Below are 23,395 nucleotides of genomic sequence, written 5' to 3'. Positions count from 1 at the left end.
TCCACCCGCCGGCCCGGGCCGTCCGTCCCCCTGCTACGGCCGGGGCCGGCAGCCCGCCGACGGCGCGCTCACCGGGCCCGCTCGACCCTCCGCTCGTCCCACACCGGCTCGGGCGTCTCCCGCACCACGCCGTCCGAACCGAACACCAGGAACCGGTCGAAGGACCGGGCGAACCACCGGTCGTGCGTGACCGCCAGGACGGTGCCCTCGTAGGACTCCAACCCCTCCTGGAGGGCCTCCGCCGACTCCAGGTCCAGGTTGTCGGTCGGCTCGTCGAGGAGGAGGGCCGTGGTGCCCGCGAGTTCCAGCAACAGGATCTGGAACCGGGCCTGCTGACCGCCCGACAGCTTCTCGAAACGCTGCTCCGCCTGCCGTTCCAGCTCGTACCGCCGGAGCACCGACATCGCGCCGCCGCGGTCCTTCGCGTGCTCGGCCCACAGGATGTCGAGCAGGCTGCGCCCCAGCAGCTCGGGGTGGGCGTGGGTCTGGGCGAAGTGGCCGGGCAGCACCCGGGCGCCCAGCTTCCAGTCACCGGTGTGGGCCACGTCCTCGCCGGCCAGCAGCCGGAGGAAGTGGGACTTGCCGGAGCCGTTCGAACCGAGCACCGCGACGCGCTCGCCGTAGAAGACCTCCAGCGAGAACGGCCGCATCAGGCCGGTCAGTTCGACGTGCCGGCAGGTCACCGCCCGTACACCGGTACGCCCGCCCTGCAGGCGCATCCGGATGTCCTGCCGGCGGGGCGGCTCCGGCGGCGGGCCGATCTCCTCGAACTTCCGCAGCCTGGTCCTGGCCGCCTGGTAGCGGGAGGCCATGTCGTCACTGCGCGCGGCGTACTGCTGCATGTCGTGCACGAGCTTCTTCAGCTGGGCGTGCTTGTCGTCCCAGCGCCGGCGCAGCTCCTCGAACCGCTCGAACCGGGCCTGCCGGGCCTCGTGGAACGTCCCGAAGCCGCCTCCGTGGATCCACACCGTGGATCCGGCCGGACTCGGGTCCACCGCGACGATCTTCTCCGCGGCGCGGGCCAGCAGCTCGCGGTCGTGGGAGATGAAGAGGACCGTCTTCGAGGTCTCCTTCAGCTGCTTCTCCAGCCAGCGCTTGCCGGGGACGTCCAGGTAGTTGTCCGGCTCGTCCAGCAGCAGGACCTGGTCCGGACCGCGGAGCAGCGCCTCCAGCACCAGCCGCTTCTGCTCCCCGCCCGAGAGCGTCCGCACGTCCCGGAACTGGGCCCGGTCGTAGGGCATGCCGAGGGCCGCGGTCGTGCACATGTCCCAGAGGGTCTCGGCCTCGTAGCCCCGGGCCTCCGCCCAGTCGCTGAGCGCCTGCGCGTACTTCATCTGCGCGGCCTCGTCGTCCACCGTCATGATCAGGTGCTCGGCCTCGTCGACCGCCGCCGCCGTCTTCCTGATCCGCGGCGGCGCCACCGACACCAGGAGGTCGCGGACGGTGCGTTCGTCCCGCACCGAGCCGACGAACTGCGACATGACACCGACGCCGCCGCTGGAGGTGACCGTCCCGCTGTGCGGCTGCAGTTCCCCCGAGAGCAGTCTGAGCAACGTCGTCTTGCCGGCCCCGTTGGCGCCGACCAGGGCCACCACGGCCCCGTCGCCCACGTGGAACGACACGTCACCGAGCAGGATCCGCCCGTCTGGCAGGTAGTACTCCAGATGCGAGGCTTCCAGGTGTCCCATGGTCCACGATCCTTCCTAACCGCGCGGGGGCGGCGCAAGTCGATTGCGGGGCCCCCGACCGCCCCGGAGGTGCGGATTCGAACAGCCCGCGCACGTCGGACGTGACCGAACGTAGGGGGATCTGAGGGGTTAGAAGCGGACTACCGGACTGCTAACTTCCTGTAAGAAGCCTGCACCCGTCGCCCCCTTCACCGGCAGCAACACCCGGCAACTGCACCGGCCCGTCCCCCGCCGACCGGCCCCACCCACGGGTGTGCGGCGGCCCACCGGTTCCCCGCCCTGCGCCGGCCCCGCCGTCCCGGCCCTGCAGAGCCACCGAGACCTTCAGAACAGGAGTACGCCGTGGCGCTCGACACCGCACCGAACGCGATTCTGGAAGGCGGCCCCGCGGAGGCCTTCCCGGAGCACGAACGGCTCCGCTTCCTGGACGCGGAGCAGCACGTCCTCAAACTGCCGCGCGGGAACCGCTACGAGCACTTCCGCCGCTCACACCGGACGGTCCGTCACCGGACCTCCGAGCTGCGGGTGTTCGAATGGACGGGTTCCACCTTCGTGGCGGAGTAGCCCGCGGCGCGAGGCCGCCTCGGTCCCGGTGGGGACGGGGGCGGCCTCGTGCTGCGCCCGGGCGCAGCGGCGGGCGCGGCGGGGCGGGGCCTGCTCAGAGGTCGACGGGGGCGCCCGCCGCGTCCTGCTCGCGGTCGTACGCCGCGCGGGACGAGGCGATGGCGTCACGGTGGCGCTCAGCCCAGGCGGTGAGACCCGTCAGCGAGGTGTAGAGCTCGTCGGCCATCGCGGTGGCCCGGTACTCCACCTTGGGCGGCACGGTCGCGTAGACGGTCCGCACCAGCAGGCCGTCCCGTTCGAGGTTACGGAGCGTCAGGGTGAGCATGCGGCGGCTGATACCGGGGACGGCCCGTTCGAGTTCGGTGAAGCGGACCGGGCCGTGGCTGAGGTTGAGCAGGATCCCGATCGCCCACTTGCCGCTGATCCGGTTCAGCGCCTCCAGGACGGTGCACACCTCACGCTCGGCGCCCGGGGCTCCGACCGCCTCGATCACATCGGTGTTCCCTTGGAACATGAAAGTGCCTCCTTACGAGTGGACTTGATGGTCACACATGATGGGCGCTGTAACAAGAAGTGCCCTCAGGGAGCGCGGGCGCCACCGGGCGCCCCTCCCTGCCATTCCCCCGAAGGAATCCGATGACCACGCATGCCCCGCCGTCCCTCCAGCCATCCAGGTCACGCTGGTTGGCGCTGGGGGTCCTCTGCACCGGCAACCTGATGATCATCCTCGACGGCTCCATCGTGACCGTCGCCCTGCCGACCATCCAGAACGACCTGGGATTCACCCAGTCGGGCCTGGCCTGGGTCGTGAACGCGTACCTCATCGCCTTCGCCGGGCTGCTGCTGCTCTCCGGCCGGCTGGGCGACCTGCTGGGCGGCAAGCGCGTCTTCGCCTGGGGCCTGGGCCTGTTCACGGCCGCCTCGCTGGCCTGCGGCCTGGCCTCCACCTCGACGGCGCTGGTGGTGTTCCGGTTCGTCCAGGGCGTCGGCGGCGCGCTCGCCTCGGCGGTCGTCCTCGGCATGATCATCACCCTGTTCCCCGACGCCGGTGAGCGCGGCAAGGCACTGGCGGCGTACGCGTTCGTCTCGGCCGCGGGCGCCTCCCTGGGCCTGATCCTCGGCGGCGTGCTGACCCAGAGCTTCAGCTGGCCGTGGGTGTTCTACGTCAACGTGCCGATCGGCCTGGCGGCGCTCGTCCTGACCCAGCGGGTGGTCCCCGGGGCGAAGGGGCTCGGACTGCGCGAGGGCGCCGACCTGATCGGCTCCGTGCTCGCCACCGGCGGCCTGATGCTGCTGGTCTACACGATCATCAAGGCCGAGGAGTACACCTGGGGCGACATCCGCACCCTCGGTCTGCTGGCCGGCTCGCTGGCGCTGCTCGCCGGGTTCGTCGTCCGCCAGGCCTACGCGGACAAGCCGCTGCTGCCGCTGCACATCTTCCGCTCGCGGTCGGTCTCCGGCGCCAACACCATCATGGTGCTGATGGTCGCCGGTCTGTTCGGCTACCAGTTCTGCACCGCGCTCTACTTCCAGAACGTGCTGGGCTACGACGCGCTCAAGACCGGCCTCGCCTTCCTCCCCGCCCCGGTCACCATCGCCGTCGTCTCGCTCGGCTTCGCGGTGAAGCTGAACCAGCGGTTCGGCCCGCGCCAGGTGCTGGTCGGCGGCCTCCTGCTGGTGGCGGCGGCGCTCGCGCTGCTGGCCCGGGTGCCGAGCGACGGCACCTTCCTCATCGACATCGTCCCGCCGTTCGTCCTGCTCGGCCTCGGCTTCGGTGCGGCCATGCCCGCACTGATCGGCCAGGCCATGTCGGTCAACTCGCCGAACGACGCCGGTATCGCCTCCGGTCTGGTGAACACCACCCAGCAGGTCGGCGCCTCGATCGGCACCGCCGTGCTCGCCACGGTGGCCGCCTCCCGGACGGCGACGCTCCTCGGGGAGCAGCGCAGCCCGGCCGAGGCGCTCACCGGCGGGTTCCACCTCTCCTACGGTCTCAGCGCCGTGTTCGTGGGCATCGCCGTCCTGGTGGCCGCCTTCGTCCTGCGCAGCCCCGCGTCCGAGCCCGCCCCCGCCGCTGCGGAGGGTGCCGAGGACGCTCCCGGACCGGACCTCAAGTCTGCGGATTCCCCCGTGCCGCAGATCTGACGGTCCCGGTGCGGCCGTTCCGGCCCCCGGAACGGCCGCACCGCCCCCGGCGGGTGGGACGCCGGGGGCACCACACCCGCACCACGCGCTCCCACGCACCGCCACGCACACCCGCGCACCTCCGAACACACCGAGCGCGTCCCCCGGAACGGACGGCCCCCTCCCCGGAGTCAGGGCCCTCATAGGGGGACGGCCAGGGGGATCGGACCCGGACGGAGCCACCAGACTCGTCGCATCGTCCGCGGCCGGGGCCATCGCCTCCTCCCGCGGAGCGGGCAGGCCTGACGCCGCCCACCGTTCCCCCCGCCTCGCGCAGGATCGAGAAAGAACCCATGTACAGCAGACGTCGATTCCTCCGTCTCCCCGTTGCCGCCACCGTCGCCGGCCTCATCGGCCCGGCCGTCCTCGTGGGCTGCTCCGACTCCTCCGCCCCGCCCTCCGCGAAGAGCGGCGGCGGCACCCTGCGCTACGGCGCCGCGGTCGAGCCCGACAGCTGGGACCCGCACGCCGCGTCCACCGCCGTCACCGGGCGGCTGCTGCGGCCGGTGCTGGAGTCGCTGGTCTCGCTGGCGCCGGACGGGACGGTCAAGCCGTGGCTGGCCGAGTCGTGGACGGTGTCGCCCGACGGACTGACCTACACCTTCACGCTGCGCACCGGCGTGACGTTCAGCGACGGCACGCCGTTCGACGCGGCGGCGGTGAAGGCGAACTTCGACCACATCACGGCGCCCAAGACGGCCTCCAAGCGGGCGGCGGGCCTGCTCGGCCCCTACAAGGACACCGAGGTGATCGACCCGCGCACCGTGGCCGTCCACCTGACGGCCCCGCACGCCTCCCTCCTCAACGCGGTGGGGAGCACCTTCCTCGGCTTCCACTCCCCCGTCGCGCTGCGCGACCACGTGGGCGACCTCTCCTCCGGCGGCCCGTTCGTCGTCGGCACCGGTCCGTTCACCTTCGAGTCGGTGACGCCCGGCCAGCAGGCCGTCTTCAAGCGCCGGCCCGACTACGCGTGGGCCCCGCCCACCGCCGCCCACCAGGGGCAGGCGAAGCTGGAGAGCATCGTCGTCCTGCTGCTGAAGGAGGACGCCTCGCGGGTCGGCGCGCTGACCTCCGGCCAGGTCGACGCCGCCGAACTGATACCGGCGAACCGGCTCGCGGGCCTGCGCGGCCAGAACGGCGTCCAGGTGGTCCGCAAGGCGGTGCCCGGCGTGCCCTACACGTACTACCTCAACACCGCCCGCGCCCCCTTCGACGACCTCCGCGCCCGTCAGGCCGCCCGGCACGCCATCGACTTCGCCGGCATCGTCAAGGGCATCTTCCAGAGCGAGTACGAGCAGGCCTGGGGGCCGCTGGCGCCCTCGACCCCCGGCGCCGACGCCTCGCTCGCCAAGGCCTGGGAGTTCAGCAAGGAGAAGGCCGAGCGGCTGCTCGACGAGATCGGCTACACCGGGCGGGACTCGGACGGCTACCGCACCAGGGACGGCAAGCGGTTCACCGTCGAGCAGCCGTACGTGCAGACCTTCGTGTCCGCCCAGAACCACACCTTCGACGTGGGCATCCAGGACGCGCTGAAGCAGGTCGGCATCGAGCTGAAGCTGGTGCCGCTCGACTCCGCCGGCTCCATCGGGCGCACCGGCAAGGGCGACTACGACGTCTTCGCCTTCGCCTGGCAGGGCTCCGACCCGAGCCTGCTGCAGAGCCTGTACCACTCCAAGTCCCAGTTCGGCGGCGGCGGGGCCAACGGCGCCCGGGTGCGCGACAGCCAGATCGACGGCTGGCTGGACCAGGCCCAGGCGACCGTCGACGCGGGGCAGCGGCTGGAGCTGTACCGCAAGGTGCAGCGGCGGATCGTCGAGCAGGCGTACTCGTTCCCGGCGTACATCGCCACCATGGACGTCGCCCAGCACGGCAAGGTGAGCGGTCTGGTCCTGGACGTCGACGCCAACACGGACTTCTACGGCATCGGGGTGGCCTGAGGTGTCCGACCGTGCCCGGTCCGTGCCGCCCTGGGCGAGGTTCGTCGCCCGGCGGCTGGCCGCGGGCGTCGTGGTGGTGTGGGGGACGCTCACGGTGACGTTCTTCGCCATCCACCTCGCCCCCGGCGACATCGTGGACGGACTGATCGGGCCGGGCGCGGCGGCCACGCCGGGCCTGCGCGACCAGATCATCGCCGAGAACGGACTGAACGACCCGCTGCTCGTCCAGTACGGCCGCCAGCTCGCCCAGTTGGCGAGCGGGGGCCTCGGCTGGTCGTACCAGCTCAACGAGCCGATCGAGCGGATGCTGGGCAGCCAGGTCGGGCCGACCGTCGAGCTGGCCCTGTCCGCCCTCGTCACCGCGCTGGTGCTGGCGGTGCTCGCGGCCACCCTGACGGCCGGCCGGGGCCGGGCGGTGCGCGGCGCGGCCGGCGTGGCCGAGCTGCTGACGGTCTCGATGCCGTCGTTCTGGCTCGGCATCATCCTGCTGACGGTGCTGTCGTACCGGTTCCAGGCGCTGCCCTCGATCGGGGCGGACGGGCCGGCCGCGCTGGTGCTGCCGACGCTGGCGCTGGCGCTGCCGCTTGCCGGGGTGCTGTCCCAGGTCATCCGGCAGGAGCTGGAGACCGCCGACGGCCGCCCGTTCGTCCTCACCGCGCGCTCGCGGGGCCTCGGTGCCACGGCGGTGCTGCTGCGGCACACCCTGCGGCACGCGCTGCTGCCGCTGACCACACTCGCCGGCTTCGTGCTGGGCAGCCTGTTCGGGGGCGCGGTCCTGGTGGAGAACATCTTCACCAGGCCGGGCCTCGGCCGGGTGCTGGCCAACGCGGTCGGCACGCGCGACCTGCCGGTGGTGACGGCGCTGGTGGTCATCTCCAGCGCGGCGTTCGTCGTCATCAACACCGTGGTGGACCTCCTCCACCCGTTGATCGACCCCCGCCTGCGCGAGGGGGGTCCCGCGTGAGCACCGCCACCGCACTGCTCGACCCCCCGGCCGCGGCGGCCGCCCGCCGGGGCGGGCTGCTGCGGTCGCCGGTGGGGGTGGCGCTGCCGCTCCTGCTGGTCGTGGTGGCGGTCGTGCTGGCCTTCCCCGGCCTGTTCGCCACCCACGCCCCCGAGGCGACGGACGTCGCGGCGGCCCTGCAACCGCCCGGCTCCGCGCACTGGTTCGGCACCGACCAGCTCGGCCGGGACGTCTGGTCCCGGCTGGTCCACGGCACCCGGCTGTCGGTGCTGATCGCCGTCGGCGCGACGGTGATCGGGGTGGGCGGCGGCGCGCTGCTCGGCCTGGTCGCCGGGTGCGGCGGGCGGCGCGTCGACTTCGTCCTGATGCGGGTCGTGGACGTGCTGCTGGGCTTCCCGGAGCTGCTGCTCGCTCTGCTCGTGGTGGCGCTGCTGGGCGGCGGAACCGTCAACGTGGCCATCGCGATCGGCATCGCCGGGGTGCCCAACTACGCCCGGCTGGTCCGCGGCCAGGCGCGGCTGGTGCTGCGCTCGGAGTTCGTGGAGGCGGCGCGGGTGCTCGGGGTGCCGGCCTGGCGGTCGGTGCTGCGGCACGTGCTGCCGAACGTCGGCGGACCGCTGGTCGTCCTGGCCTCCATCGGTCTGGGGTCGGCCATCATCTCGGGTTCCGGGCTGAGCGTGCTCGGTCTCGGCCCCGTCCCGCCGGAGGCCGACTGGGGATCGATGGTCGCCGACGGCAAGGACTTCCTTCAGACCGCCTGGTGGATCTCGATCGCGCCGGGCCTGGCCATCTCGGTCGTGGTGGTCTGCACCACGCTGATCGGCCGCGGTCTCCAGCTCAGGGCGGTGCGATGAGTACGGCGAGGACGACAGGTCCCACGGGGACGACGGATCCGACGGACAAGGCGGGCAGGACGGACCGGGCGGGGACGACGGGCGGGTTCGCCACCGTGGCCTCCCCGGCCGGGGAGGCCACGGCCGCCGGGCGGACGCCGCGCGACCTCGTCCGGGTGGAGGGCCTGCGGGTGTCCTTCCCCGGCGCGCCGCGGCCCGCCGTGGACGGGGTGTCGCTGGCGATCGGCCCCGGGGAGTGCGTGGCGCTGGTCGGCGAGTCCGGCTCGGGCAAGTCCGTCACCTCGCGCTCCCTGATCGGGCTGGCGGGCACCCGGGCGCGGGTCGGCGCCCGGACGCTGGAGGTCGGCGGGGCCGACACCACCGGCTTCGGCGAGCGGCAGTGGCGCGCGGTGCGCGGCCGGCAGGTCGCCATGGTCTTCCAGGACGCGCTCACCGCGCTGGACCCGCTGCGCACGGTCGGCGCCGAGATCGCCGAGGCGGCCCGGCTGCACGGCGGCGCCGGTGCGGACGGCGGCACGGCCCGGGTGGTGGAGCTGCTGACCGCGGTGGGCGTGCCGGAGCCGGAGGCCCGGCGCACCCAGTACCCGCACCAGCTCTCCGGCGGGCTGCGGCAGCGCGCGCTGATCGCCTCCGCCCTGGCCGCCGACGCCCCGCTGCTGATCGCCGACGAGCCGACCACGGCGCTGGACGCGATCGTCCAGGCCCAGGTGCTGCGGCTGCTCGGCCGGCTCAAGGACGAGGGCCGGGGCCTGCTCCTGGTCAGCCACGACCTCGCGGTGGTGGCGCAGTTGGCGGACCGCATCCTGGTGCTGCGGCACGGTGAGGTGGTGGAGAGCGGGGAGGCCCGGCAGGTGCTGTCCGCCCCGGAGCACCCGTACACGCGGATGCTGCTGGACGCGGTGCCCTCGGGCCGCCCGGCCACGCGTCCGCCCCGGCCGGCGGCGGGCGCCGGCGGGGACGAACCGGTGCTGTCCGGGCGGGGCCTGGTGAAGTCCTTCGGCCTCGGCGGCCCGAAGGCGCTGGACGAGGTCTCGTTCACCCTGCGGGCGGGCGAGGCGCTGGGCGTCGTCGGCGAGTCCGGCTCGGGCAAGACCACGCTGGCGCGGGTCGCGATGGGCCTCTCCCGACCGGACGCCGGGGAGGTCCTGCTGCACGGACGGCCCTGGTCGGCGCTGTCGGAGCGGCAGCGGCGGCCCGGCCGCTCGGCGCTCCAGTTCGTCCAGCAGGACCCGTACGCCTCCGCGGACCCCCGGTTCACCGTGGCGCGGATCATCGGCGAGGCGCTGCCGGGGCTGCGGCGCGCCGAGCGGACCCGGCGGTGCGAGGAGTTGCTCGCCCAGGTCAGACTCCCGGCGGAACTCCTCCCCCGGCGGCCGCACCAGCTGTCCGGCGGCCAGCGCCAGCGGGTGGCCATCGCCCGGGCCCTGGCGAGCCGCCCGGAGGTGCTGGTCTGCGACGAGCCGGTGTCCGCCCTGGACGTCTCGGTGCAGGCGGAGGTGCTGGAGCTGCTGGACCGGCTGCGGCGCGAGACCGGCATCGCGCTGCTGTTCATCACCCACGACCTGGCCGTGGTGCGGCAGGTCGCCGAACGGGTGATGATCATGCGCGGCGGGTCGGTCGTCGAGGAGGGCGAGACCGAGCGGATCTTCGAGGCCCCCGCCCATCCCTACACCCGGGCCCTGCTGGACGCCGTCCTGCGGCTGCCCCCGTCCACCGCGCCGGACGCGACGGACGGGACGGACGCGGCGGGCTCCGCGCCCGGCTCCGGACACGCGGGCACCCCGGACGACCAGGGCACCGGCCACCCCCCGGTGCTCCGCACCAGGCACGACACGAAGCTCGACACCGAGCCCGTCACGAAGTGGGAAAAATGACTGACACGACGACAGCAGGCGTCCTCGACGACGCCGCCGTCCACGCCGGCCCGGCGGTGGACGGGGCCGAGGTGTGGCTGCGGCGGGCCGAGGCGGTCGCCGTCCAGCTGGCGGCCGGCGCCGCCCGGCGCGACCGCGAGGGCACCGCCCCGCTGCGGGAGGTCCGGCTGCTGAAGGAGTCCGGGCTGGTGACCCTGCTCGGCCCGGTCGAGTACGGCGGCGGCGGCCAGGACTGGTCCACCGCGCACCGGGTGGCGCGGACCGTCGCGGCGGCCGACGCCTCCGTCGGCGAGCTGCTCGCGCACCACTACGTGTGGGTGTCGATCGCCGAGTTCATCGGCACCGACGAGAAGATCCAGCACATCGGCGAGGTGGCGGCCCGCGCCCGGTGGTTCTTCAGCGGCTCCGCGAAGCCCCGGTCGGCGCCCCTGGTGATCCAGGACGCCGGCGGCGACATGCTCTTCCACGGGCGGCTGGACCGCGCCCTGGGCCACCCGGTGTCGGACATCACCATCCTGGAGGGCTTCCTGGAGGACGGCGACACCCCGATCAGCGCGCTCGCGATGAGCGACCACCCGGGCCTGACCTTCGAGCCCGGGGCCGAGGAGTTCGGGCTGCGCGCGCTGGCGGCCGGCACCGTCGTCGCCGACCACGCCGACATCCCGTGGACCGGGGCGCTCGGCCACGTGGACAAGACCTTCGTGCCCCGCGTGTACAACACGTTCCTCACCCCCGCCTTCCAGCTCGCGCAGGCCAACGTGCTGATCGGCGCGACCCGGGGCGCGCTGGAGGCCGCCGCGGGGCACACCCGCGACCGGTGGTCGCGGGCGCCGCTGACCGAGACCGCCGCGGCGGACGCGGCGCAGCACTACGGCGCACTCGCCTCCCTGCTCTGGGCGGTGGAGGCGTTCGCCGACGCCGTCGGCGCCGAGGCGGACGCCCTGCACGCCCGCCGCCGCACGGTGACCGAGGAGGAGCGCGGGTACCACGCCGTCCGGGTCGCCGCGCTGGCCGCGCAGGCCGGTGCCGCCGCCGACGCCGTCACCGCGGGCGTCTTCGGGGCGGCCGGCGCCGGGGGCGCCGAGGCGGAGGCCGGGCTGGACCGCTTCTGGCGGGACACCCGGGCCCGGCGGGTGCACGACGACGACCCGGGGCGCGGCCGGGTGGTGGGCCGCCACCTCCTGCACGGCGAAGTCCCCCGGCCCACCTGGTACGCGTAAGACCGCGAGAAGGAGCACCCCGGAATGACCAGCAGTTCCCGGACCCAGCTGTCCGTCCTCGACATCTCGTCCATCGACTCCGCCGGGCGCCCGGCCGACACCCTGGTCGACACCCGCCGACTGGTGGCGGCGGCCGACGAGCTGGGCTACGCCCGGTTCTGGGTGGCCGAGCACCACAACTCGCGCGGGATCGCCGGTTCCGTCCCGGCCGTCCTGCTGGCCGCCCTCGGGGAGCGGACCACCCGGATCCGGATCGGCGCGGGCGGGGTGATCCTGCCCAACCACGCGCCGTACGCCGTCGCCGAGTCCTTCCGGACGCTGGCCGCGCTCTTCCCCGGCCGGGTCGACCTGGGCATCGGCCGGTCGGGGGCGGATCCGGTGCTCGCCCACGCCCTGCGCCGGGCACCCGACGAGGACTTCCCGGCGGCGCTGGAGGAGTTGCTCGGCTTCGTCGGGGGCGGCTTCCCCGACGGGCACGTCTACCAGCGGCTGGAGGCCCTGCCGGAGCCGCCGCAGCCGCCCCGCGTCTGGCTGCTGGGCGCCAGTGTGCGCAGCGCGGTGGACGCGGGCCGGCGCGGGCTGCCGTACGCGTTCGCGCACCACTTCTTCAACTCGCGCGGCACCGAGGAGGCCCTGCGGGCGTACCGGGAGAGCTTCCGCCCGTCGTCCCGGGCGGAGCGCCCGCACGCCATCGTCACCGCCTACACCGTGTGCGGCGAGACCGCGGAGCAGGCCCGCCGGCTGACGTACCCGGCGCTCTTCCCGGTGCTGCGGCTGAACGGCGCCTCGCCGACCGCGCCGCTGCCCACCGTGGAGGAGGCGGCGGCCTACCCGTGGACGGACGCCGAGCGCGCCGCCGCCGACGCGCTGCTCAGCACGCAGGCGGTCGGCGACGCGGACGAGGTCCGCCGCGCCCTGGCGGACCTCCTGGAGCGCACCGGCGCGGACGAGCTGATGGTGACCAACAACGTCACCGACGTGGACGAGAAGATCCGCTCGCTGGAGCGGGTGCGGGAGCTCGCCGAGTCGCTGCCGGTCCCCGCCGGGGTCACCTCCTAGCGGCGGGCAGGGCGCGGTGCGCACGGGCCGGGCGGGCGGGGGACGCCGGCTCGCCGAGGCTGTCCAGGATGCGCCGGTGGTGGGTGGCGAGCCAGACCCGCTCGGGCTCTCCGGGCGGGCAGCGGTCGAGGGCGAGGCCGAGGCAGCTGACCGCGAGCGCGTCGTCGCCCGCGGCGGCGGCCCGCGCGGACGCCCCCACCAGCGCCTCCCAGGCCCGGCGCTCCATCGCCTCCACCGGGGCGCCGTCGGCCTCGGTGAGGGCGACGGCCCGGTCGTAGTGGAAGGCCAGCAGGGCGGGCCGGGGCACGTCCAGGAGGGCCGCCCAGGAGGCCGCCCGCAGGTGACGCTCGACCAGGACGCGGCCCGGCAGCTGGGCCAGCGCGACGTCGCGGCTGACGGCGTACCGGAAGACGTACTCGACGTCGCCCGGCACGCTGCTGCGGCGCACCCGGCGCAGCAGTTCGCGCGACTCCAGGCTGTCCAGGCCGCGGCCCACCTCCTCGGTGTCCCGCAGGCTGACGGCGGCGACCGCGCCGCGCCACAGCGTCCCGCCGACGACGGCCGCGTCGCGCAGCACCGACCGGGCGGTCCGGTCGAGGTCGTCGAGCTGGGCGGCGGCGATGGCGAGGACGGCCGGGGGGTGGGCCACGGCCGGGTCGCCGCCGACGGCCTCGGCCCGGGCGTAGGCCTGCGCGAACAGCGGGTTGCCGTCGGCGAGCGCCGCGCGGCGGTCGTCGGCGGGCGAGGGACGGCGCCGTCCGGAGGCCGCGCCGATGATGGTGCCGGTGGCCGTGGTGGACAGCGGCGCCACGTGCATGAGGGCCGAACGGCGCTTGGCGCACCCCCAGGAGGGGGTGGTGTGGAGCAGCTCGGAGCGGGCGCCGGCGACCAGCAGCAGGGCCACCGGGCCGAGCCGGACGGTCAGGTCCTCGACGAAGGACCGGACGAATCCGGCGGCGCGGTGCAGGTCGTCCAGCACCACCACCAGCGGGCGTTCGGCGGCCGCCTCCTCGATCAGCTGGCGCAGCGCGCCGAGGACCTCCTCCCGGGGGACGGTCCCGCCGCCGGGCCCCTCGGGGGAGGAGGCCGGGGCGGGCAGGCCGAGGCACGCGGCGAGAGCGGTGACGATCCGCCCGGCGACGGCGTGCGGGAAGAGGCCGCGCACGACGGCGGTCAGCGCGGGGACGACGACGGCCGCCGGGGCGCCCGGGCGGATGCCCGCGTAGGCGCGGACCACCCCGGCGAGCGGCTCGTACGAGGTGTGGGCGTCGAAGGCGGGCGTGCCGGCGTAGAGCACCCGGGGTGCGTCCTCCCCCGCCTCGGCGCGCAGCCCGGCGGCGAACTCCCCGATCAGCCGGGTCTTGCCGATGCCCGGCTCGCCGAGCACCGTGATCAGGTGGGGCAGTTGGCGGCGGACGGTGTCCTGGTAGGCGCCGCGCAGCAGGTTCAGCTCGTGGGTGCGTTCCAGGAAGGGCGGTTCGGCGGGGTGCCCGGGCGCCCCGGGGGCGGGGGGACTCTCGGTCGCCAGGCGGTGGACGCCGGGGGTTCCGTCCACCGGGGTGAAGCCGAGGAGCGCGCCGCCGGCCTCGACGGTGGCGGCGCACGCCCACAGCTCCCCCCGGGGGACCTGGAGCAGCAGGTGGTGGCAGGCGTCCAGGACCTCGCCGGTCACCTCCACCGGCTCCGTCGCGCTGTCGTCGTAGGTGACCACCACCTCGCCGCTGCCGACCACGAGGTGGGTGACGAGTCGGGCGCCGCCGGGGGCGGGACCGGACGCGGACCCGGCGGCGGGGCGGGGGCCGGATCCGGCCGGGGCGGATCCGGGAGCGGGCTCGGGGGACGCGAAGTGCCGCCGCAGGGCGAGGGCGGCGCGCAGGGCCCGCTCGGCGTCGTCCTCGTGGGCCCGGGGCACGCCGAAGACGACCAGCCACACCGACCCGAAGGCGCGGCGCACGAGGCCGCCGAACGGCGCGGTCTCCCGCCGGATGACGGCGGTCAGTTCCTTGGTGGCGTGGTCGATCCGCTCGGGGGCGACGGCGCCGCCGTCGGCCGTCCACCGGGCGCGGACCATGACCACACTGGCCCGGCGCCGCTCGACCCGCTCCCAGGAGGGGCGGTAGGCGTGCTCGGCGACGGGGGCGGCCTCCCCGTCGGCCGGTTCGGGCGTCGCGTGCGCCCCGGGGGTCTCCGGGGCGGCGGGCGGCGACGGTGCGGACGCCGCAGGCCGGGGACGGCGCTGCACCGGGGCCGCGGCCGGAGTCCGGTGCCCGTCCGGGTCCGGGGCCGGGTGCGGGACGGCCGCCAGGGCCCCGCCGGGGGACGGGGCCGCGCCGGCGGGGCCGCCGCCGCCCGGGCCGCCGGTGAGCCGCAGGGCCAGTGCCGGGTCGTGGCTGAGGATCGCGCGCTGGAGCCGCCGCAGGTCGCGGCCCGGCTCCAGGCCGAAGCGGTCGGCGAGGAGGTCCCGGGTGCGCCGGTAGCGGTCCAGCGCCTCGGGCTGCCGCCCGCAGTTGTAGAGGACGACCATGAGCTGGGCGACCAGCCGCTCCCTCGTCGGCTCGGCCTCCAGCAGCGTCTCCAGCTCGCCGATCAGCTCGCGGTCCCGCCCCATCGCCAACTCCGCCTGGATGCAGTCCTCGTGGACGGCGAGCCGGGTGCCCTGGAGGGCGGCCAGCTCGGGCCAGGTCAGCCCGGCGTCGGTCACGTCCGCGAGCACCGGTCCGCGCCACAGGCCCAGGGCCCGGCGCAGCAGTCCCGAGGCCCCCGCCCACTCGCCGGCCGCCAGCCGGGCCCGTCCCAATGTGACAAGCTCGTGAAATTCGGTGAGATCGAGCTGTTCCGGCTCGATTCTGAGGGTGTATCCGGGCACTATGGTATTCAGTGCCACATTCCCGCCCGCCGGATCCCCCACCGCCTGGAATGTACGGCGAAGACCGGCCACCGAGTTCTGCACCATTTTCCGGGCCGTGGACGGACGCTCGTCCCCCCAGAGCGCGGCGATTATCTCGTTGATTCCCACCACGCTATTCGCGCGGAGAAGGAGAACACCGAGCAGTGCCCGCTGCTGCAGACCGCGAACAGGCACCTCGACACCGTCGGAGAGCACTTCCAGCGGCCCCAGAACGTTGAATCGCACCCTGCCCCCTCGACTCGCGGTAAATCCGGAAAGCACCATTCCACAAATATGTTCCCGATGGTACATCAGGGCGCCCGGAGTTCTCCATTGACAGCACGTCAACTCCAATCCGGCATACCGGTCGACAACCCGCGTCGGTGACCAGCCCGGGCATTTCGCCGCCCCGCGCCGCAGAACGGCGGCAGTGCCCCGCTCATGGGCGGTCAGTTCCCCGCCGATGGGCGGGAAGTCCCCATGATGGGTCCGACCGGGAGGGGCGACCGCCGCCACCTCCCCGGGGAGCCGTCGGCGACCGACGGCCGAACGCCTACAAGAGATGAGGTCGGGGGTACCCGGTGCCTTCCCTGCTGGAACGTGACGCGCACATCGACCGACTCGACCACCTGCTCACCGAGTGTCTCGGCCGGGCGGGCCGGGCGGCCCTCGTCGACGGCCCCCTCGGCAGCGGCAAGACCGAGCTGCTGCGGGTGTTCGCCGCCCGGGCCGCCGACCGCGGGGTCCTCGTCGTCAGCGCCGACTGTTCCGCCCAGGAGCGGGACCTGCCCTTCGGCGTCGCCGACCGGATCGCCCGCTCCGCCGCCTGGCCGGCCGGGCACGCCGAACGGCTGGCGGCCCTCGCCGACCCGGCCGTCCTCGCCGACCCGAGCGACACCGCACACGGCCCCGACCCGGCCGGCCCGCCCCCGCCGAAGCTGCTGCGCGCCTGCCGCGACCTCACCGCCGCGCTGCTCGCAGCCGCCGCGGACAACCCGGTGCTGATCTGCGTCGAGGACATCGGCCACGCCGACGAGGCGTCACTGCACTTCCTGCGCCACCTCGTCCGGCACCTGCCGCAGAGCCGCGTCCTGCTGGTGCTCACCGACGGCAGCACGCCGTGGCCCGCGCGCCGCCGGCTGCACGCCGAGCTCTTCCGCCACCCGCACGTCCACCGCCTCGCACTGGCCCCGCTCTCCCGGGCCGGCGCGCTGCGCCTGGTCACCGAAGGGCTCGGCGAGGAGTCCGCCCGGCACAGCGGCCCCGAACTGGTCGACGTCGCCGGCGGCAACCCGCTGCTGCTGCACGCCCTCGTGGAGGAGCACCTCGACCGGGCCGACCCCGAACCGCGCTACGGCCCCGCCCTGCTGAGCTGCCTGCACCGCACCGAGCCCGGTGTGCTGCGGGTCGTCCAGGCCCAGGCCGTCCTGGGCGACGACGCCCCGGACGAGGACGTGGCGCGCCTCCTGGGCGAGCGGGAGAGCCCCGACGCCGTGGCGCGGATCCGCTCCGCGCTCGCCACCGCCGGGCTGCTCGACGGCGACGGGCGGCTGCGCACCGCGGCGGCGCGCACCACCGTCCTGGAGGACCTCGCCCCGCACGAGCGGACCGACCTCCGGCTGCGGGCCGCACAGCTGTGCTACGAGTCGGGCAGCCCCGCCGCCGAGGTGGCCCGGCACCTGGTCGAGGCCGGACGCGCCCCGATGCCGTGGGCGGTGGCCGCACTGACCGAGGCCGCCGAGCACGCCCTGCTGGACAACCGCTACCGCACGGCGGTGGCCTGCCTGCGCCTGGCCCACAAGGAGGCGGTCGAGGAACCCGACCGGGCCGTCCTGCGGCACCGCCTGGTGCAGGCCGAGTGGCAGCTCAACCCGTCCACGGCGGCCCGGCACCTGGCGCCGCTCACCGCGGCCGTCCGGGCCGGCCACCTCGGGCTCGCCGAGGCGCTCGTCCTCGTCCGGCACCTGCTCTGGCACGGGCGCGGCGAGGAGGCCGTGGCCGTCCTGGACCTGCTGCGGTCCCGGACCGGCCCGGCGCAGCGGGCCACCCCGGCCGAGACGGGGGCGCTGCGCGACGTCGAGACCTGGCTCGCCTACACCCACCCGGGCCTCGCCCGGGGCCGCCGCGTCCCGGCCCTGCCCGCCGACCTCCGGCACACGGTGGCCCCGGACATCGACCCGCAGCTCCAGGCCGCCGCCGCGCTCGCCGGCGCACTGACCCGCGGCCGGGCGGCCGAGGCCGTCGACCACGCCCAGCAGGTGCTGCGCGACGCCCACCTGCACGGCCGGACGGCGTGGGCCGAGGAGGCCGCGCTGCTCGCCCTGCGGGTGCTGCTCCAGGCCGGGCGCGCCGACACCGCGGCGGTCTGGAGCCAGCGGCTGCTGACCGCCGCCGCGCGGCGCGAGGCGCCCACCGCGACGGCCCTGTACGCCGCCGCGCACGGCGAGTCGGCACTCCGGCTCGGCGAGCTGGTGACGGCGGCCGAGAGCAGCCGGGCGGCGCTGACCCACCTCAGCCCGACCGCCTGGGGCATCGCGGTGGGCCTGCCGCTGGGCACGCTGGTGATGGCGGAGAGCCGGATGGGCGAGCACCGGTCGGCGGCCAAGCACCTGACCCACGCCGTCGGCGAGGCGATGTTCCAGACCCTGTACGGGCTGCACTACCTGTTCGCCCGCGGCGACCACTACCTGGCGACCCGGCACGGCCACGCCGCGCTCGCCGACTTCCTGTCCTGCGGCGAGCTCCTGCGCACCTGGGGCCTGGACGGCGCGGGGGTGGTGCCCTGGCGCACCCACGCGGCCGACGCGTGGCTGCGGCTGGACAACCGGGACCGCGCCTGGCGGCTCGTCCACGAGCAGCTCAGCCGGTCCGACGCCGACCTCCCGCACACCCGCGGTCCGGCGCTGCGGCTGCTCGCCGCGGCCGGGCCGCCCGGGCGGCGCGGCCCCCTGCTCACCGAGGCGGTCGACCTCACCGAGACCTCCGGCGACCGGTACGAGCAGGTCCGGGTGCTCACCGACCTCAGCCGCGTCCACCAGGCGACCAACAACAAGCGGCGGGCCCGGCTGCTGCTGCGCCAGGCCCTGCACGTGGCGAACATGTGCGCCATGAAGCCGCTCGCCCAGGAGCTGCTCTCGGTCTCGGCGGACCTCGGCGAGAGCGGCCCGGCCGCCGACGGCGCCGAGGACCCGGGCGGGGTCGGGGCGCTGACCGAGTCCGAGCGGCGCGTCGCCTCACTGGCCGTGCTCGGCTACACCAACCGCGAGATCGCCGGCCGCCTCTACATCACGGCCAGCACCGTGGAACAGCACCTCACCCGGGTCTACCGCAAGCTCGGGGTCCGCCGACGCAAGGATCTGCCCGCCGATCTGTGGGCCAACCTGAGGAAGACGGGATGACACCGATGACCACGACACCGACGGCGCACGAAGACGCCGCGCTCGCCCTGGCGCTGGCCGGTCGGGCCGCCGGCCAGCAGCCGCAGTGGCCGGACCCGGACCGGGTGCGGGAGGTGCGCACCGAGCTCGGCGCGCTGCCGCCCCTGGTGCAGCGCGCCGCCGTGGACCGGCTGCGGGAGCGGCTGGCCGAGGTCGCGCTCGGCCGGGCCCTGGTGATCCAGGGCGGGGACTGCGCCGAGACCTTCGCCGGGAACACCCCCGAGCACGTACGGTCCAACCTGCACGTCCTGCTGCACTGCGCGACGCTGTTCGAGGTCGCGTCGGGGCTGCCCGTGGTGCCGCTCGGCCGCGTCGCCGGGCAGTACGCCAAGCCGCGTTCCAGCCCGGTGGGGCCGGACGGCCTGCCCGCCTACCGGGGCGACATCGTCAACGGCGAGGCGGCGACCGCCGGGGCCCGCACACCGGACCCGCAGCGGATGCTCACCGCGTACGCCGGGGCCGGGGCCGCACTCGACGTGCTGGAGGCGGTGTCCGCCGCGACCCGCACCGAGCTGTTCACCAGTCACGAGGCACTGCTGCTCGACTACGAGGTGCCGCTGGTGCGCGACGGGTACGGCCTCTCCGGCCACTTCCTGTGGATCGGCGAGCGGACCCGCGACCTGGACGGCGCGCACGTCGCCCTGGCCCGGCGGATCGCCAACCCGCTGGGGCTCAAGCTGGGCCCGACCACGACGCCGGAGCAGGCCGTCGCCTACGCCGAGGCGCTGGACCCGGACCGCACTCCCGGCCGGCTGACGCTGATCAGCCGCATGGGCGCGGACCGGGTGACCGACGTCCTGCCGCCGCTGGTGGAGGCGGTGGAGGCCGCCGGGCACCCGGTGGTCTGGCTCTGCGACCCGATGCACGGCAACACCGAGGTGTCGGCGTCCGGGCTGAAGACCCGCCGCTTCGAGCGGATCGCCGCCGAGGTGACCGGCTACTTCGCGGTGCACCGGGCGTTGGGCAGCCACCCGGGCGGTCTGCACCTGGAGCTGACCGGGGACGACGTGACCGAGTGCCTCGGCGGTCGCGAGGACCTGCGCGAGGAGCAGCTCCCGGAGCGCTACCTGACCGGCTGCGACCCCCGTCTGAACGGCCGCCAGAGCATCGACCTGGCGCGGATCGTGGCGGAGATCCTGGTGGAGCGCCCCGCCCGGCGGACCCCCGTGGCGGTCTGACCGCGCACCGCCCGCCGGGTGGGCCGGGCCGCGCCCGCCCCACCCGGCACCCGAGGCCGACGGCCCGTTCCTCGACGCGGACGAGGAACGGGCCGTCCGTGTGTCCGCGTGTCCGCCCCGGCCCCGGCACGCCCGGACCCGTGACTGTGCGGGGACCGGTGGCTGTGCGGGGGCGGCGGCGGCGGGAACGACGGCGCCCGCCGGGCCGCCCGGGTGGGCGGGCTCGGCGGGCGGTCCCCGGCGGGCTCAGGAGTGGCGGGGCGGCGGGTCAGACGCCCAGGTCGGTGCGGAGCGCGGCGAACAACCCGGCCAGTGCCGTCCGGTCGGCCGCCGCGCCGTAGACGTAGAAGTCGGGCCGCACCAGCACCGCGACCGCACCTGCCCCCGACCCCGCTCCCGCCAGGTACGGCAGGTAGACCCCGTCGACGTCGCCCACCGCACCCGGCGGCGGCTCCTGCCCGCCGTCCTCGACGACCTGCACGGCGTGACCGCCGAGCTCCGCCAGCCAGGCGGCGTCCTCGGCGGAGAGGAGCGTCTCCGGCGGTTCGGTGGTGAGCAGCACGAAGCCGCGCCCCACTACGTCGTCGAAGCGGCCGGCCGGCCGCCCCGCCGCCGTGACGCGCCCCTGGACGACGAGGTCGCCGGCCGGGAAGCCACCGTGCCGCAGGCCGGCGGTGAGCGGCTGGACCGGGGTGCGCGGGCGCGCGGCGCCGACCGCCGCGCCCTGCCGGGCGCGCTCCTGCGCGGCCAGCATCACGGTGTCGCGGTCGCGCGCCGCCGCCGGGTCGCTCTGGCAGATGACCCGCCCGAGGTCCATCGACATGGTGAGCGCGTGCCGCACGTGCTCGCGCCGCTCGGCGGCGTAGGTGTCGAGTAGCCCCTCGCCCGCCCGGCCGGTGAGCACCAGGTCGAGCTTCCAGGCCAGGTTGGCGGCGTCCCGGAAGCCCGAGCACATGCCCTGCCCGGCGAACGGCGGCATGAGGTGGGCGGCGTCCCCGGCGATCAGCACCCGGCCGCGCCGCCACTGGTCGGCGTACCGCGCCTGGAAGGTGTAGACGGCGTGCCGCAGCAGCGTGGAGTTGCCGGGGCCGATGTCGAACAGCGAGAGCAGCTTCCAGACGTTGGCCTCGCTGCCGAACTCCTCGGGCGACTCGTGGTCGAGCCGCATGAACTCCCAGCGCCGGTGGCCCGGACCGGCGGAGACGGCGGTGCGCGGCCGGGCCGGGTCGCAGACCTGGAGGTTGTTGGGGACGAACTCCCGGCCGTCGTGCGGGACGACGTCGCAGGTGAGCCAGTCGTTGAAGAACGCGAAGTCGGTGGCGGTGAGCCCGGCCTCCTCGCGCACCACGCTGTTCGCCCCGTCGCAGCCGATCACCCACCGGGCGGTGAGCGTGCCGCCCTCGGGGCCGTCGACGGTGAGGGCGACCGCCTCGCCGCGGTCGGCGAGGGCCGTCACCCGGTGGCCGCGCAGCACGCGCAGCCCCGGTTGGCGCTCGCCGTGGGCGGCCAGCACGGCCTCCAGGCCCGGCTGGTAGACGGCGCTGGAGTCGGGCCAGCCGGAACGGCCGGCGTCCTCCACGTCCACCCGGAAGAGCGTGCGGCCGTCGGCGTTGTGCCACACGTAGTCCCGGGAGGACTCGACGTACTCGGCGAGCGCCCCCTCGACACCCGTGGCGGCGAGGATGCGGGCGGACTCGCCGTCGAAGGAGACCGCGCGCGGCATCGGGTAGGGCCGGGGGAACCGCTCCAGGACGGTGACCCGGTGGCCGCGGGCGGCCAGCAGCAGCGCGGCGGTCTGACCGACCGGCCCGTAGCCGACGATCGCGACGTCGGTGTCGGTCCCGGTGTACCCGGTGCCGGGGTCGGGGCCCGGTGCGGTGTCCGGTACGGCGGAGGCGGCGGGTGCGGTCGTCATGCGGCGGCCGTGCCCTTCCGCAGGATGTCCGCGAGCACCCGGGCGTGCTCCTCGGGGTCGGCGAGGCCGCGCACCCGCTCGGTGCCGTCCTCGACGACCACCAGCCGGGTGCCGATCAGGATCCGCTGGCCACCCTCGAAGGCCCGGCCGCGGACCACGATCCCGGAGCCGGCCAGGGCCCGGGCGAAGCGGTCCAGCTCCGGCGAGGGGACGAGCCACTCCGCGAACGCGCGCGGCTCCGGGTGGAAGCGGTAGACGGCGCGCCAGTCACCGGTCCGGCCGCGGCGCTGGACGACGTGGTGGCCGGTGTCCGCGCGCACGATGCGGAAGTCGGTGCCGCCCTGCGACTGCACCTCGTCGAGCACCACCCGCAGCGGTTCCAGGTAGGACGGCCCGACGAAGCCGACGTCGACCAGCCAGAACTCGCCGTCCAGCCGCACGAAGCCGAGGACGTGCTCCAGATCCGGCCCGAAGGTGTCGTCGACCTGGCGGATCCCGGCCGAGAAGAGCCCGGTCTCGTAGCCCAGTTCGCGGAGCAGGGCGAGGAACAGTCCGTTGAGCTCGTAGCAGACGCCGCCCCGGCCGCCGAGGACGAGGGCGTCGAACACGGCGTCGACGTCGATGTCCACGCCCGCCCAGAGGGCCTCGCCGCGCGCGGTGTTGAGCGAGGAGTCGTAGGGGATGGCGATCAGGTGGCGCCGGTGCAGCTCACGCAGGGTGGCGGCGTCGGGTACGAGCGGCCCGTCGTAGTCGAGGGCCTTGAGGTAGGCGGCGACGTCGATCACGGCGGTCACTTCCCTTCGGTGTGCTGCTCGTCGAGCAGGACACGGAGGTGGCTGGCGAGCCTGCCCGGGGTGGGCTGGTCGAAGACGAGCAGGGCCGGCAGTTCGAGCCCGGTGACGTTCTGGAGGCGGTTGCGGAGTTCGACGGCGGTCAGCGAGACGAAGCCGATGTCGAAGAAGACGTCGTCGGTGCCGACGGAGTCGGCGCCCTCGTGTCCGAGGACGGCCGCGACCTCCGTGCGGACCACGTCGAGCAGGACGGCTTCCCGCTCCTCCGGGCCGCCGTCCGCCAGGCGGCGGGCCAGGGCGGCGCCGGGAGCCTCCTCGGCCTCGGCGGCGGTGCCGGTCTCGGCGGTGTCGATGTCCATCGGGGATTCTCCTGCGTGGGTCGTCACGGGCACCGACTCCAGCCAGTAGTGCCGGTGCTGGAAGGCGTAGGTCGGGAGTTCGGAGGGAGCGAGGGGTCCGGCCCCGGCGTAGGAGGCCGACCAGTCGACCTCCACCCCCCGGACGTGGAGTTCGGCGGCGGAGAGCAGGACGCGGTCCCACCCGCCCTCGTCGCGCCGCAGCGTGCCGGTGACGGCCGCCTCGCGCACGGAGGCCGCCTCCAGCGCCTCGACGATGCTGTGGGCGAGCACCGGGTGGGCGCTGACCTCGACGAACGCGCGGTACTCCGCGGCGGCGAGGGTCTCGACGGCCTCGGCGAAGCGGACGGTCTGCCGCAGGTTGCGGTACCAGTACCCGCCGTCCAGCTCAGGACCCTCCAACCACCGGCCCTCCACCGTCGACAGGAACGGGATCGCGGCGGGCCGGGGCCTCACCGCGGCCAGGAGCTCGGCGAGTTCCTCCTCG

At 75.2% G+C, this 23,395-nt stretch carries 16 protein-coding genes; 10 read left to right on the top strand and 6 right to left on the bottom strand.

The annotated features are described in order from the left end of the window. Nucleotides 1-68: 68 nt before the first annotated feature. Nucleotides 69-1,688, bottom strand: a complete 1,620-nt coding sequence (locus PUR56_RS41800; RefSeq protein WP_329881614.1) for an ABC-F family ATP-binding cassette domain-containing protein — start codon at nucleotides 1,686-1,688, stop codon at nucleotides 69-71. Nucleotides 1,689-2,030: 342 nt separating this feature from the next. Between PUR56_RS41800 and PUR56_RS41795 the strand changes: the two genes are divergently transcribed. After that, the gene (locus PUR56_RS41795; protein ID WP_329952845.1) at nucleotides 2,031-2,252 is read left to right on the top strand and encodes a DUF5988 family protein; all 222 of its coding nucleotides are present in this window, start codon (nucleotides 2,031-2,033) and stop codon (nucleotides 2,250-2,252) included. 94 nt (nucleotides 2,253-2,346) lie between these two features. Here the strand turns inward: PUR56_RS41795 and PUR56_RS41790 are convergent, their stop codons facing one another. Beyond that, entirely contained in the window at nucleotides 2,347-2,766 is a 420-nt protein-coding gene (locus PUR56_RS41790; RefSeq protein ID WP_329881612.1) for a winged helix-turn-helix transcriptional regulator, read from the bottom strand. A 122-nt stretch (nucleotides 2,767-2,888) separates the two neighbouring features. Between PUR56_RS41790 and PUR56_RS41785 the strand changes: the two genes are divergently transcribed. From PUR56_RS41785 to PUR56_RS41755, 7 genes are all read left to right on the top strand, one after another. Beyond that, entirely contained in the window at nucleotides 2,889-4,397 is a 1,509-nt protein-coding gene (locus PUR56_RS41785; RefSeq protein WP_329952844.1) for an MFS transporter, read from the top strand. Between the two features lie 332 nt (nucleotides 4,398-4,729). Continuing rightward, nucleotides 4,730-6,373 (top strand): ABC transporter substrate-binding protein, encoded by a 1,644-nt coding sequence (locus tag PUR56_RS41780; protein WP_329952843.1) that lies wholly within the window; start codon nucleotides 4,730-4,732, stop codon nucleotides 6,371-6,373. Nucleotide 6,374: 1 nt separating this feature from the next. Further along, the gene (locus tag PUR56_RS41775; protein WP_329952842.1) at nucleotides 6,375-7,337 is read left to right on the top strand and encodes an ABC transporter permease; all 963 of its coding nucleotides are present in this window, start codon (nucleotides 6,375-6,377) and stop codon (nucleotides 7,335-7,337) included. Beyond that, the gene (locus PUR56_RS41770) at nucleotides 7,334-8,191 is read left to right on the top strand and encodes an ABC transporter permease (RefSeq protein ID WP_329952841.1); all 858 of its coding nucleotides are present in this window, start codon (nucleotides 7,334-7,336) and stop codon (nucleotides 8,189-8,191) included. Before PUR56_RS41775 ends, PUR56_RS41770 begins: the two co-directional genes overlap by 4 nt. Beyond that, a complete protein-coding gene (locus tag PUR56_RS41765) occupies nucleotides 8,188-10,065 on the top strand; it encodes an ABC transporter ATP-binding protein (RefSeq protein ID WP_329952840.1) in 1,878 nt (625 codons plus the stop codon). Before PUR56_RS41770 ends, PUR56_RS41765 begins: the two co-directional genes overlap by 4 nt. After that, nucleotides 10,062-11,285 (top strand): acyl-CoA dehydrogenase family protein, encoded by a 1,224-nt coding sequence (locus tag PUR56_RS41760; protein ID WP_329952839.1) that lies wholly within the window; start codon nucleotides 10,062-10,064, stop codon nucleotides 11,283-11,285. The genes PUR56_RS41765 and PUR56_RS41760 overlap by 4 nt, the downstream gene beginning before the upstream one ends. Nucleotides 11,286-11,309: 24 nt before the next feature. Beyond that, a complete protein-coding gene (locus tag PUR56_RS41755) occupies nucleotides 11,310-12,344 on the top strand; it encodes an LLM class flavin-dependent oxidoreductase (RefSeq protein WP_329881605.1) in 1,035 nt (344 codons plus the stop codon). Here the strand turns inward: PUR56_RS41755 and PUR56_RS41750 are convergent. After that, a complete protein-coding gene (locus PUR56_RS41750; protein ID WP_329952926.1) occupies nucleotides 12,334-15,297 on the bottom strand; it encodes a BTAD domain-containing putative transcriptional regulator in 2,964 nt (987 codons plus the stop codon). The genes PUR56_RS41755 and PUR56_RS41750 overlap by 11 nt on opposite strands. A gap of 515 nt (nucleotides 15,298-15,812) precedes the next feature. On the opposite strand from PUR56_RS41750, the gene PUR56_RS41745 reads away from it, so the two are divergent. Further along, nucleotides 15,813-18,629 carry a helix-turn-helix transcriptional regulator gene (locus tag PUR56_RS41745; protein WP_329952838.1) on the top strand — a complete coding sequence of 939 codons (2,817 nt, stop codon included), beginning with the start codon at nucleotides 15,813-15,815 and terminating at the stop codon, nucleotides 18,627-18,629. Further along, nucleotides 18,626-19,846 (top strand): 3-deoxy-7-phosphoheptulonate synthase, encoded by a 1,221-nt coding sequence (locus PUR56_RS41740; RefSeq protein ID WP_329952837.1) that lies wholly within the window; start codon nucleotides 18,626-18,628, stop codon nucleotides 19,844-19,846. Before PUR56_RS41745 ends, PUR56_RS41740 begins: the two co-directional genes overlap by 4 nt. A 268-nt stretch (nucleotides 19,847-20,114) precedes the next feature. Here PUR56_RS41740 and mhpA read toward each other — a convergent pair whose 3' ends face one another. The 3 genes from mhpA to PUR56_RS41725 all read right to left on the bottom strand — a co-directional run. Beyond that, on the bottom strand, nucleotides 20,115-21,761 hold the full coding sequence (gene mhpA / locus PUR56_RS41735; protein WP_329952836.1) for a bifunctional 3-(3-hydroxy-phenyl)propionate/3-hydroxycinnamic acid hydroxylase MhpA: 1,647 nt from the start codon (nucleotides 21,759-21,761) through the stop codon (nucleotides 20,115-20,117). Further along, nucleotides 21,758-22,555, bottom strand: coding sequence for an arylamine N-acetyltransferase family protein (locus PUR56_RS41730; protein WP_329881600.1), 798 nt, complete (start codon nucleotides 22,553-22,555; stop codon nucleotides 21,758-21,760). The genes mhpA and PUR56_RS41730 overlap by 4 nt, the downstream gene beginning before the upstream one ends. Further along, nucleotides 22,552-23,395, bottom strand: an 844-nt coding sequence (locus PUR56_RS41725) for an acyltransferase domain-containing protein (RefSeq protein WP_329952835.1), incomplete at its 5' end; no start/stop codon positions are given. The genes PUR56_RS41725 and PUR56_RS41730, both read right to left, overlap by 4 nt.

This window comes from Streptomyces sp. BE303 (assembly GCF_036290945.1).
In the GTDB taxonomy this organism is placed as follows: domain Bacteria; phylum Actinomycetota; class Actinomycetes; order Streptomycetales; family Streptomycetaceae; genus Kitasatospora.
The sequence above is the reverse complement of the archived record's forward strand: the minus strand, read 5'-3'. Positions and strand labels throughout refer to the sequence as shown.